The sequence below is a fragment of the Nonomuraea roseoviolacea subsp. carminata genome (assembly GCF_024172185.1).
Taxonomy (GTDB): domain Bacteria; phylum Actinomycetota; class Actinomycetes; order Streptosporangiales; family Streptosporangiaceae; genus Nonomuraea; species Nonomuraea roseoviolacea.
In genome coordinates, this window is sequence record NZ_JAMZEC010000001.1 from 3,007,228 (window position 1) to 3,019,505 (window position 12,278).

The 12,278-nt window shown below is 71.4% G+C and carries 8 protein-coding genes and 1 pseudogene; 1 reads left to right on the forward strand and 8 read right to left on the reverse strand.

From position 1 onward, the window contains the following. Window positions 1–58 precede the first annotated feature (58 nt). From HD595_RS13885 to HD595_RS13910, 6 genes and pseudogenes are all read right to left on the reverse strand, one after another. Window positions 59–2,017 carry an NADH-quinone oxidoreductase subunit N gene (locus HD595_RS13885; RefSeq protein WP_253769030.1) on the reverse strand — a complete coding sequence of 653 codons (1,959 nt, stop codon included), beginning with the start codon at window positions 2,015–2,017 and terminating at the stop codon, window positions 59–61. Further along, window positions 2,014–3,939: a complex I subunit 4 family protein gene (locus HD595_RS13890; protein ID WP_253781156.1), complete on the reverse strand. Its 1,926-nt coding sequence runs from the start codon at window positions 3,937–3,939 to the stop codon at window positions 2,014–2,016. The genes HD595_RS13885 and HD595_RS13890 overlap by 4 nt, the downstream gene beginning before the upstream one ends. 132 nt (window positions 3,940–4,071) lie before the next feature. Next, a complete protein-coding gene (locus HD595_RS13895) occupies window positions 4,072–5,997 on the reverse strand; it encodes an NADH-quinone oxidoreductase subunit 5 family protein (protein ID WP_253769038.1) in 1,926 nt (641 codons plus the stop codon). A gap of 464 nt (window positions 5,998–6,461) precedes the next feature. Beyond that, window positions 6,462–6,743, reverse strand: a pseudogene (gene nuoK / locus HD595_RS13900) (NADH-quinone oxidoreductase subunit NuoK); the annotation flags it as partial. After that, window positions 6,743–7,438 carry an NADH-quinone oxidoreductase subunit J family protein gene (locus HD595_RS13905; protein ID WP_253769041.1) on the reverse strand — a complete coding sequence of 232 codons (696 nt, stop codon included), beginning with the start codon at window positions 7,436–7,438 and terminating at the stop codon, window positions 6,743–6,745. The pseudogene nuoK and the gene HD595_RS13905, both read right to left, overlap by 1 nt. After that, window positions 7,438–9,147 (reverse strand): NuoI/complex I 23 kDa subunit family protein, encoded by a 1,710-nt coding sequence (locus HD595_RS13910; RefSeq protein WP_308211139.1) that lies wholly within the window; start codon window positions 9,145–9,147, stop codon window positions 7,438–7,440. The genes HD595_RS13905 and HD595_RS13910 overlap by 1 nt, the downstream gene beginning before the upstream one ends. A 139-nt stretch (window positions 9,148–9,286) precedes the next feature. Between HD595_RS13910 and HD595_RS13915 the strand changes: the two genes are divergently transcribed. Then, complete coding sequence (locus HD595_RS13915; RefSeq protein WP_253769044.1) at window positions 9,287–10,621, forward strand: serine/threonine-protein kinase; 1,335 nt, start codon at window positions 9,287–9,289, stop codon at window positions 10,619–10,621. A gap of 26 nt (window positions 10,622–10,647) precedes the next feature. Here HD595_RS13915 and HD595_RS13920 read toward each other — a convergent pair whose 3' ends face one another. Beyond that, window positions 10,648–11,151, reverse strand: a complete 504-nt coding sequence (locus HD595_RS13920; RefSeq protein WP_253769046.1) for a hypothetical protein — start codon at window positions 11,149–11,151, stop codon at window positions 10,648–10,650. Between the two features lie 2 nt (window positions 11,152–11,153). Beyond that, window positions 11,154–12,110, reverse strand: coding sequence for a GNAT family N-acetyltransferase (locus HD595_RS13925; protein WP_253769049.1), 957 nt, complete (start codon window positions 12,108–12,110; stop codon window positions 11,154–11,156). Window positions 12,111–12,278 lie beyond the last annotated feature (168 nt).

A 12,278-nucleotide genomic window follows, 5' to 3' on the forward strand; every position in this document is an offset into this window, starting at 1 on the left:
GAAGGCCTCCCGCAAGACCACGACGAAGCCGCGACCCCGACCTCCCCCTGGAAGCCGACTACGAGGTCAGGTCGAACACCAGCTGAGGCGCCACCGAGAACATCACCGTGATCGCGACCGCCAGCCCGACGGCCACCCAGGTGGCAGGGACCGCGCGCCTGCCGATCGGCGCCGGCGCCGGGGTCAGGACCCGGGCGGCCCACGCCACGTAGTAGTAGAGCCCGATCACCGTGTTCACGGCCATGACCACCGCCAGCCACCCCGCCCCGCCGTTGACGATCTCGCGGAAGACCACCACCTTGGCGAACAACCCAGCCAACCCGGGCGGCAGACCCGCCAGGCACACGAGGCAGAACGCCAGCGACAGACCCGCGACCGGGCTGCGATAGGCGAGGCCGCGATAGTCGTCCAACTCGTTGCGCGCGGACGTCCGGGACACGAGCATGACGACGGCGAACGCGCCGAGGTTCATGGCGGCGTAGATGACGAGATAGGCCAAGGACGCCCCGACCGGCCCGCTCACCAACACCTCACCCCCCTGCGCCCCCACCGACCCGAACACCCCGGCCCCCGGCACACCCGCCGCCCCGAACACATGGCCCGTCCAGGAACCTGCCCCGGGCACCTGCCCCACCCCGGACACCTGACCCGCCCAGGAACCCACTCCAGACACCGGACCCGCCCACGGACCCACCCCGGACACCTGACCCGCCCACGGACCCACTCCAGACACCGGACCCGCCCACGGACCCACCTCGGACACCTGTCCTGCCGCCCCCGTCCAGGAGCCGGCTGCGGACACATGACCCGCCACGCCCATCAAGGAGGAAGACCCCGACGACCCCGCCGCGGCGACTCTCTCGGTGGCCTGGGCGGCGACCGCCAGCGGGGCCAGGATGTACCCGGACTGGGCGACCGACGACCACGCCAGTAGGCGTACGGCGGAGCGCTGTCGCAGGGCCAGCAGGTTGCCCACCGTCATGGTGAGCGCCGCGATGACGGCGACGACCGGCGTCCAGGTCACGGACTGTCCGGAGAGCGCGGTGGTGAGCAGCAGGATCAGCCCCGCGAACCCCGCCGCCTTCGAGATCACCGACAGCAGCGCGGCGACCGGCACCGGGGCGCCCTGGTAGACGTCGGGCGCCCAGGCGTGGAAGGGCACCGCGGCGATCTTGAACGCGAACCCTGCCAGCACCAGCACGACCCCCACCGTGATGACGCCGGACGCCGGGGACGCCGCCAGGGCTTCCGGGGAGGACGAGCCCGCCAGCCCCGGCGCGGGGACGGCACCGCTGAAGATGTCCGCCAGGCGGGAGAGGTACACCGTGCCGCCGATGCCGTACAACAGCGACACACCGAACAGCATGATCGCCGTGGACACGACCGAGACGACGAACAGCTTGACCGCGGCCTCCGAGGCCCGCCCGTCGTACCGTTTCAGCGCCGTGAGCGCGAAGACCGGCAGCGACACCAGCTCCAGCGCGACCACCAGCATGACCAGATCGCGCGACGCGGGCAGCGTCACGGCCCCGATGATGACGCAGAGCAGGAGGAAGTACCACTCCCCGGCGGGTATCGCTCCCGCGGCCAGCTCCGACATGGACATCAGCACGACGACCAGCGCCGCGACCAGGACCAACCCGGCGACGACCAGCGTGAACCGGTCCGCCACGAACGAGCACAGGGCCGCGGCCTGCCGCGACGCCCCGGCCACCTGCGACGCGTCGCCGGTCTGGGACGCGCCGGTGGGTCCCGTCCCGGACACTGCCCGGACCAGGCTTCCGGGTACGCAGAACGTGGCCAGCCCCTGGCCGTCCTGTCCTGTCTGCCCGAGCCGTACGGACTGGGCCACGACGAAGCCGAGCGCCACGACCACGCCCCCGATGGCCGTCAGGCCCAGCCCCGTCCTGACCCTCGGACCGGCGGGCAGGAAGGCGTCGAGGAGAAGCACGAGCCCGGCCACGACCGCGAGCACGAGCGGCGGGGCGATGACGAAGTAGTCGATCTGCTGGATCATGACAGGGCTCCCAGGAGCGTCTGCACGGCCGGCGTCGTGAGCGACAGCAGCAATCCGGGCCAGAGCCCGAACAGCAGGATCAGGACGATCAGCGGCACCCAGGCGACCAGCTCGTACGGCCGGATGTCCCGCGGCGGCCCACCGCCCGCACCAGCCTCGTCACCACCGAACCCGCCGGTGACCGCGGGCCTGCCGCGGCCGCCACCGAGGGCGCCGACCTCTCCGCCGGGCCCCTCAAGTCCGCCGGGCCTCCCCTCAAGCCCGCCAGAGCCTCCCGCCGCCCCGCCTGAGCCTCCCTCCGGCACGTCCCAGGCTCCCACCGGCACGTCCGGGCCTCCCGCTGGCCCACCAAAAGCTCCTTCCGGCCCGCCCAAGCCTCCCACCGGCCCACCAAAGGCTCCCTCCGGCCCGCCCGGGTTTCCCGTCAGCCCGCCTTGGCCTCCCATCAGCGCGTCCGCATCCCCCGCCTGCGCCTCCGCGGCCAGGGCCGTGCTCTCCCCCGGGCCACCCGGGGCCCCCGCCGTCGCTCCCGCCCCCACCAGGACCGGACGCGGGCGGGAGGGACGGCCGTGGGTGACGCGCGAGAGCATGACGAGGAAGTACGCCGCCGTCAGCACCGCGCCCAGCCCGCCGATCACCATGTACGTCAGGAACAGCCCCCTCGGTAGCCCGTCCCCGGGCCGGAACGCCCCGAGCAGGGCCAGCATCTCGCCCCAGAACCCGGCCAGCCCCGGCAGGCCCAGCGACGCGATCGACGCGAACGTCAGCACCGCGCCCAGGTGCGGAAGCGTCGCGAGCATGCCGCCGCCCAGGGACGGCATGTCGGCTGTGCCGTACCGGTCCTTGATCGAGCCGGCGAGGAAGAACAGCAGGCCGGTGATCAGTCCGTGGGCGACGTTGGCGAACAGGGCCCCGTTGACGCCCACCGTCGTCAGCGTCGCGAACCCCAGCAGCACGAACCCCATGTGACCCACCGACGAGTAGGCGATCATGCGTTTCAGGTCGCGCTGGGCGAGGCAGGCCAGGGCGCCGTACACGATGCCGACCACGGCCAGCGCCCCGAGCCAGGGCGCCGCGGCCACCGCGCCCTCCGGCAGGACCGGGATGGCGATCCGGGCGAAGCCGTACGTGCCCATCTTCAGCAGCACGCCGGCCAGCAGGACGGAGCCGGCCGTCGGCGCCTCGGTGTGGGCGTCCGGGAGCCAGGTGTGCAGCGGCCACATCGGCGTCTTGACGGCGAGACCGAGCCCGACCGTCGCGAACGCGACGATCTGCGCACCGCGCGACATACCCGCGCCGTGCGCGCGGGCGAGGGCGACGATGTCCAGCGTGTCGGTCTGCGACCAGATGAACAGCAGGCCGACCAGCATCACCACGGAGCCGAGCAGGGTGTAGAGGATGAACTTGGTCGCCGCCCCGCGACGTCCCTTGCCGCCCCAGACGGCGATGAGGAAGTACATGGGGATGAGCACGATCTCGAAGAACACGAAGAACAGCAGCAGGTCGAGTGCCAGGAAGGTGCCGACCATGCCGACTTCGAGCACCAGCAGCGTGAACACCAGCGCTCTCGGCCGCGTCCTCATGAGTCGTCCGGGCCCCCGCCCCCGGCCCCACCCCAGGTAGGCGAAGCAGAGGAACGTGAGCAGGGCCGTCAGCGCGACCAGCGGCAACGAGATCCCGTCCACGCCGAGGTGGAAGCGCAGGCCGAGCCCGGGGATCCATGGCAGGTCGACGGTGTACTGCGGTGTCGCCGTGCGCCCGTAGTCGAACGCCGCCACCATCACCACGGCAAGCACCAGCGCGAGCCCCGAGACCGCCTGCCCGTACAGCGGCAGCGCCGGGCGGAGCGCGGCCGGGGCGACGAGCAGGAGCAGCGCGCCGAACAGCGGCACCGCGAGCAGCGTGACGGGAAGCCAGCCCATCATGGGGACACCACCGCCGCATCACCCCGACCAGCGACGCCGGATCCGCACCCGATCGGACGACCCGTCATGGGGACACCACCGCCGCATCTCGTCGGCCCGCGACGCCGGGTTCGACCTGGAGCCGGTCCATCATGTGAACATCACCGCCCCCACCGCGATCAGCAGCAGCCCGGCGAGCAGCCCGCTCACGTAGAGCTGGACGTTGCCGTTCTGGGCGAGGCGGAGCAGCCCCGACAGCCCGCGCGCCGCCTGGCCGGAGCCGCGTACGGCGCCGTCGACCACCACGTCGTCGGTCCTGACGACCAGGCGGGCCATGGCCAGCACGGGCCTCGCGAACACGGCGGCGTACACGGTGTCCACGTAGAACGCGCGCTCGCACGGCACGCGCAGCGGCCCCAGCAGCCGGGCCGGATCGGCGAGCGGCGCCGAGCGCCAGACCGCGTACACCACTCCGGCGCCGAGCACGGCCAGTGCCACCCCGACCGCCGCCACCCCGAGGTCGACGTGGACGCTGCCGGCGAACCCGAGCAGCAACGCCGGCACCGCGAGCAGCGCGACCGGCACGAGCATCGTCGGCGGCCCCTCCCGCACGTCGATGACGTGAGCCGTGCCCGGTTCGGGCTCGGGGAGGGCGACGACGGCTCTGCTCTCGCCGAAGAACGTGCGCAGCCACGCTCTGGTGGCGTACGCGCCGGTGACGGCGACGGTCGCGAGCGCGCAGCCGTACAGGAGCAGGGCGGCGGCGTCGGTGAGCCCGCCGCCGGCGAGCGCGCCGTCCATGGCCGCCAGCACGGCGTCCTTGCTGAAGAAGCCGCTGGCCGGCGGCAGGCCCATCAGCGCGGCGAATCCCACGGTCATCGCCGCGAACGTCACCGGCAGCGATCGCCGCAGGCCGCCCATCCGGCTCATCAGGTTGGAGCCGATGTGGTGGATGACGACGCCCGCGCACAGGAAGAGCAGCGCCTTGAACGCGCCATGGGTGAGCAGGTGGAAGATCGCGGCTTTCGCCGAGCCGGCCGCCAGGCCGCCCGCCATGTAGGCGAGCTGGCTGATCGTGGAGTAGGCGAGCACGCGTTTGAGGTCGTCCTGGGCGAGCGCCGCCAGGGCGGCGCCGAGCATGCCGAGGGCCGCCATGACGGCCAGCACGTCGAGGGTGGGCCGGGCGGCGAGGAACGCCGGGAAGAGCCGGGCCACGATGAAGATGCCGGCGGCGACCATGGTGGCGGCGTGGATCAGTGCGCTGATCGGCGTGGGGCCGGCCATGGCGTCGGGCAGCCAGGTGTGCAGCGGCACCTGGGCGCTCTTGCCCGCCACCCCCGCGAGCAGCAGCATGGTGGCGGTCACGAGCGTGGCCGTGGACATCTCGGGCACCCTGGACAGCACGTCGGAGACGCGGAAGCTGCCCGCGGCGACGCCGAGCGTGAACAGCCCGAACAGGAACCCGACGTCGCCGAGCCGGGTGACCAGGAACGCCTTGACCGCCGCACGGGAGTTGGCGCGCTCCTCCCACCAGTGGCCGATGAGCAGGTACGAGCAGAGCCCCATGATCTCCCAGCCCACGTAGAGGACGAGGAGGTCGCCGGCGTAGACGACGAGCAGCATCGCGCTGGTGAAGAGGCTGACGAACGCGCTGTAGGAGGGGTAGCGCGGGTCGTCGTGGAGGTAGCCCACGGAGTAGACCTGTACGGCCAGCGCGACCAGCGTGACCAGGACGCCCAGGACGGCGGAGAGGTCGTCGGCCTGGAGCGTCAGGGAGATGGGGATGCCGCCGGTGACGATCGTGCCGTAGGTGTGGCCCACGGGCCGTCCGGGAGCGGCGTCCGCGAGATACGCGAAGCCTGGGGCCCAGGCGAGCGCGATGGCCAGCACGGCGGAGGCGGCGGTGGGCAGCACGGCGAACCAGGCCGCCCGCCGATGCGCTCCCCGGTCGTCCGGCTCGCCGGCCTGGCCGATGGATGCTGTGCGGCGGCTCGGCCGACGGGCGCGGGAGAGGAGCAGGCCGGCCGCGGCGGCGACGAACGGCAGGAGCACGGCAATGAGCGGGAAGGTCGTCATCGGTTGCCTCCTCGCTTGGCGTCGCGTTCTTGCTGGGTTGCCGGGTCGCCGTTTTGCGGCGTGGCGGGCTGATCGGTCGGCCGGGTGGTCCCGTCAGCGTCTTCGGGCTCGGCGCTCGACGCGGCTTCCGAAGGGCGGGCGCTGGATGCGACCTCCGAAGAGGAAGAGTGCTGGGCGCTGGATGCGGCTGGTGGGGTGTAGGCGCTGACCGTGGTCTCCGGGGCGGCGCTCGCGGCAGCCTGCGGGTACTTTGCGCTCGTTGCGGCTGGCGGGGACTGAGCGGTGCGTGCAGCCTTCGGGGAGCCGGCGCTCTGTGCGGCTTGCGGAGAAGGGGTGGTCGGTCCGCCTTTCGGGGACGGGACGCTCTCCGCGGCTCCCGGGGAAGGGGTGGTCGGTGCGGCTCCGGGCGAGTTGGTGGATGGGGTCATGCCGTAGGTCGGCGGCTCGGACAGGTCGCGAAGGCGGTCGATGTCCACGGTTCTGCGGTTGCGGTAGAGCGCCAGGATGATGGCCAGGCCGAGGCCCACCTCCGCCGCCGCGATGACGATGACGAACAGCGTGAGCACCTGACCGCTGTGCAGCCGGTCGCGCAGCCACACGTCGAACGCGACGAGGTTGAGGTTGACGGCGTTGAGCATCAGCTCGACGGACATCAGCACCAGGATCGTGTTGCGACGGGCGAGCACGCCGTACACGCCGATGGAGAACAGGAGCGCCGACACGACGGCCGGGTAGACGATGTGCATCAGCGCTCCCCGGTCCGGTGCGTCGGCGACTCAGGGCTGCTGGACGGTTGGTCTGTCGCGTGGGGCTCGTTTCCGGGCCCGTGAGGGTGGAGCGGAGGAGAGCCGGGCGGTCGGATGGAAGCCTCCCGATCGGCGGACGGCGCCGCCGAGGACGGGGAGCCACCGCCCGGGATGTCCGTGCGGGACAGGACGATGGCGCCGATCAGGGCGGCCAGCAGCAGCACCGACAGCGCCTCGAAGGGCAGCACCCACGTGCTGAACACGCTGGCGCCGAGTTCCTTGGCCGCGCCCATGCCGGGCTTGAGGGGCGCGTAGGCCGTACGGAAACCGTCGATCACCACCGTCACCAGGACGGCGGCCGTGGCCACGGCGACCAGCGCGGCGACGAGCCGGTTGCCGCTGTCGAGGTCGGCGGAGCGGCCGATCGGGGCCCGGGTGAGCATGATGCCGAACAGCATGAGCACCACCACGGCGCCCACGTAGATGAGCACCTGCACCCAGGCGACGAACTCCGCCGTCAGCACGAGGTAGCACCCGGCGAGCGCGCCGAAGCAGACCACGAGCCACAGGGCCGCGTGGACGAGCTGGCGCGTCGTGACGACGAGCAGCGCCGATCCGACCGCCACCGCACCCAGCAGCAAGAACACGATCTCTTGCCCGGTGGGTGACAGATAGGAGGGCACCGCCTCGGTCACTACTCCTCCTCAGGCTCCCTTGGGTCGTCAGGGTCGAGACGCCCGGGCGGGCGGATGGAGCGAGGATCGGCCATCCGGCGCCTGCGCGGCCTCGGGCCAGAAGTCTGCTCTTCTGGATCGGGGTTCGGCTGCGGCTCGCCCGAGCCTGTGGACAACTCTTCGCCGGATGAAGGGGCTGTGGATGACGGCTCCAGGGCCGCCCCGCCTTCCCCTTGGGCGCCTTGGGCGGTTTCCGCGCTTGGACCGTTTTCTTCCGTCTGTGCGGGCTTTGGGGAGGCAGGATCATCGCTGCCCGACCCAGCAGACTTCTGGGGCTTCTGGGGGGTCGCTGCAGAAATGTCGCCCTCGGATGCCTCTGCGGGGTTCTCTTCTGGGATGGGTTGCGGGACCGGCTTGTCCGCAGGCGAGGGACGTGACGGCAGGGCGCCAGGCGGGCGGATGCCACGGATGTTCGCCATACGTGTTCTGCCCGCGGCTCGGGCCGGCCGCTCAGGGGCCCCCGCCGAGCGGCCCGGCTTGTCCGCTCCTGTTGCCGACTCGTCCGCTCCTGTTGTCTGTCCTGGCTCCTGGGTCTGAGACGAGGGTCCGGGGGTCCCGGGGGTCCCGGGGGTGGGCTGCGTCGATTCGGTGGCCGCGCGGGGCTCAGCCGTCGGAGCGCCCTGCGCGGGACCGGCGGAACTCGACTCGGGCGTCGGCGTGGTCGGCGCGATATCGGCGGAGCGCGACTCGGGCGTGGGCGTGGCCTGAGCGGGATCCTCGGAGCCGGACTCGGGGGTGAACGTGGCCGGCGAAGGTCCGGGACCCTGCGTCTCGGCGGTGCGGACGTCCTCCCTGGGGGCGTCTCCCCTGGCAACGTCCTCCCTGGAAACGTCCTCCGTGGTGGGAGTGGCACGTGACTCCGCAGTACGGGGAGCGGAGGGACGTTCCGATTCGTCCGAATCCTCCGCAACAGCCGGGGGTCGGACCCCCTCTCGGGCGGGGGTGCCGACGCCGAGCGCGTCCGACGGGCGGACTTCGGAAGGCGTGTCGGAAGGCGTACCTGCCGCAGAGGCTTCGGGCGACGTCCCCGGTGCTGGGGTGGTGGAGGTCGTGCCCCCTGTGCGGGCAGCGGCGGGCGTATCCCCCGTGCGGGGAACGGTGGGAGTGCCTGCCGCGCGAGGACCGGCAGGTGCGCCTGCCGCCCGGGGGCCTGCGGCGGGGCGGCGGGGGGCGGCGGCGAGTTCCTTGGGGGGTTCGGCGCCGAGGTCGTGGGCCGGAGGGGGCGGCACCGTGGGCACCCAGGCGGCGAGACGGTCCTTCTCGTGCAGCAGGTTGCGGATGTCGCCCTCTGCGTACTCGAACTCGGGAGACCAGAACAGCGCGTCGAACGGGCACACCTCGATGCAGATCCCGCAGTACATGCACAGGGAGAAGTCGATGGCGAAGCGGTCGAGGACGTTGCGCTGACGCGGGCGGCCGCCCTCCGGCGCCGGGAGGGTCTCCTTGTGCGAGTCGATGTAGATGCACCAGTCGGGGCATTCGCGGGCGCAGAGCATGCAGGAGGTGCAGTTCTCCTCGACCAGGGCGATGACGCCGCGGCTACGCGGAGGCAGATCCGGCTTGACCTCGGGATATTGCTGGGTGACGGATTTGCGCAGCATGTGCCGGAGGGTGACGGAGAGTCCCTTCGCCAACCCAACACCCGGTATCCGCGCCATGGTCATCATCATTGCGCACTTGGCCGCGCACGTGAATGCGCCGGTCGCGTTGTCCCCAGTTTTTCCACAGCTATCCACAGGTTATCGGGAGGTTATCCACAAGATGGCTCCACAGCCGATATGAGCCAGAGTGGGGCGATAGCCTTCCGGCATGTTGAACAGCCGGACGCGCGGTCCCAGCGGCCTGGCATGGGCCGCTGCGGTGCTGTGGGCCGCCCTGCCGCTGTTGACGTGCGGGATGCTGACGCCGCTCACCATCGGGTTCGCGGCGTTCTGGCTGCGCAGCTTGTGGCAGATGATCGCCGCCGCGTTCTACACCGTGTGCGCGGGCTCGTTCCTCATCTTCATCTTCGCGTACGACAACTTCGAGGACATCCCTGAGCCGATGTCCTCGCTCATCTCGCTCGCCCTGGTGGTGACCTGGCTGGGCGGCGTCATCCACTCCGCGATCCTCGTGCCGCGCATGGTCAGGGCGCGCCACCTGAGCCAGCCTCAGTTCATGGCCAAGACCCATCACCCCGGTCCGCCGCCCTCGTACATCCCTCCGCCTGACCTGCGACAGAGCCCGGCCTCACGCCATTCCGCGCCCGACCTCCACCAGAGCCCGGCCCCGCGTCAGACCCCGCCCGACCTGCGCCGGAGCCCGTTCGGGCACACTCCCGTTCCCGACATCCACCACCGCACCACCGCGCCGACGCACCATCAGCGGAATCCCGGGGAGCCGGAGTGGATCGGGCATTACCGCGTGCTGCGATCGCTCGGCCGAGGCGGGCAGGGCGCCGTCTACCTGGCGCAGGCGCCCAACGGCGCGCGTGTGGCGGTGAAGGTGCTGCACGACCTGGTCGACGAGACGGCTCGCGCCCGCTTCGCCCGCGAGGTCGAGGTGGCGCGGCGGGTCGCGACGTTTTCCACAGCCCGGGTGCTGGACGTGAACATCAGCGGGCAGCACGCGTACATCGTCAGCGAGTACGTGGAGGGGCCGTCGCTGGAGCAACTCGTGCGCAACCACGGGCCGCGCGACGAGGACAGCCTCACGCGGCTGGCGTTATCCACAGCCGGGGCGCTCGCGGCCATCCACAAGGCCGGAATCGTGCATCGTGACTTCAAGCCGAGCAACGTGCTGATCGGCAACGACGGGCCGCGGGTGATCGACTTCGGCATCGCTCGGGCGCTCGACCAGACGACGGTGACGTCGGGGAAGATGGTCGGCACCCCGCCGTACATGTCGCCCGAGCAGTTGACGGGGGCAGTGGTGGGGGCTTCGTCGGACGTGTTCAGCTGGGGGGTGACGATGATGTTCGCGGCCACGGGACGGCCGGCGTTCGGCGAGGACACGGTGCCGGCGGTTTTCCACAGGGTGCTGACGTTCCATCCGGACCTGTCGCCGTTGCCACCGGGCTTACGGAAGATCGTGGGGGCGTGCCTTCAGAAGGCTCCCGAGGATCGTCCGGTGGCTGCGGATGTGATGTTGGCGATCATTCATTGATGGAGTGAGCGGACATTCTCACCTCGTCAGCGATTGATCTGATCCGCAACCGCTTCCTGTGGGTCATCCGTTCCCTCCGGGTCCGGGTCCAGGTCCGGGTGCGGGTGCGGGTCGTCCGCGGCACCCACTTTCCTGTCGCACCCCAGGGCTACAGCGCGCGGCAGGTCGACGCTCTGATCAACCGGATCACCGCAGGGCTGGAGGGGCGGGGCCCCTGTCCGCGCGGGGACCTCCTCGAACGGAATCAAGATCTTCCCCAGATTCTCGATCACCTCCCCGAGCCTGGACACGAGCGCGGTCGACAAGTTCCTTGTGGAGCTGGACGACGCGATGGACCGGCTCTGAGCCGGGCGACAGCAGCCCGCCGGCACCGCCGCGTCCCCGGCCCGGAAAAGCACGGCCCGGAACAGGAGGCGCTCGGCGTACCGGCCATCGAGGTCGAACTCCTCCAGCCCGCCACCTGGCCCGTGTACCGCGTGGTCGCCGGAGGTCGATTCCTCCGCGTGGCCGACCACGCCCGTCGAACTCACGGTCAGAGGGGCAGGCGCCAGGTGTTCCACTCGTCCAGCAGCTCGAAGCCCATCGCCTCGTTGATCGCCAGCATGTGGGCGTTGGACCTGGCGTTCCATGTGATGACCCGCTCAAGCTGCGGTTCGCGCTCCCGCATGCACAGCAGGTTCGCCAGCTTGAGGAGGAGGCCGAGGCGGTGGCCGCGGTGCGGGCGGAGCACGGCGGTGTCGGTCTGGAGCGCCCAGCCGTCCTGCCTTTCCGCGTCGAGGAAGATGCGGGTGAACCCGGCCGGCGCGCCGTCACTGACTCGCCGGGCCATCGCGGTGTAGCAGTCGAGCCCACCCGGCACGATCTGTTCCTCATGGGCGCGGACGCGCTCCGTGTCGAAGTGGGCGTGCTCCATGCTCGCGTCCGTCGGGGCGTCGTTCATGCCGGCCATCACCGCGCCCAGGTCGGCCAGGCGTTCCGGCGCGGTCGGGCCGGTCCAGAGCTCGACCGCGTAGCCCTCGACCTGGGGCAGCATCCGCTGGAAGCCCGCCCAGTCGGCCGTACGCAGGTCGAGGGTGCGGCGGGCCTCCGCCACCGACACCGTGAAGCCGTGCGCCACGGCGAAGCGGGCACCGGACCCCTCGGTGGGAGTCTCCACGAACAGCAGGCTGCGGCCGTTGACGCGCACCCGCTCGGCCGCCTCGTCCAGCAGTCGGGTGCCGAGGCCGCGTCCGCGCCGGTCCGGCCGTACGAACAGCGGATCCAGCCAGGCGATGTGCGTGTTGTCGTACTCGGGGAACCGCAGCCGGTAGCAGCCCACAAGCTCGCCGTCCTCCTCGACCACGCGAATCTCCTGTCGCTGGCCGGGCGAGCCGTGGGTGAACATCCACTGGAAGCGCCGCCGGCCGAAGAGGGGGCCGGGTTGGTCGGCGAACGCCTGAAGGTAGGCGTCGTGGAGGCGGGCCAGGGTCAGGTCGTCGAGGATCGTCATGCGGGCAGGTGTCCCATCGTCAGCATGCCGGACATGTAACAGGACCGCGTCGGGTGGATGCGACGGATTTATCGCCGGGCCGAGGGAGGTCACGGGTCGAGGGACGGTGCAGATCAAGGCGGAGGGGGGCTGTCTCCGGGGGCGCATGTCCAAGAAGGGCGCGTTCCC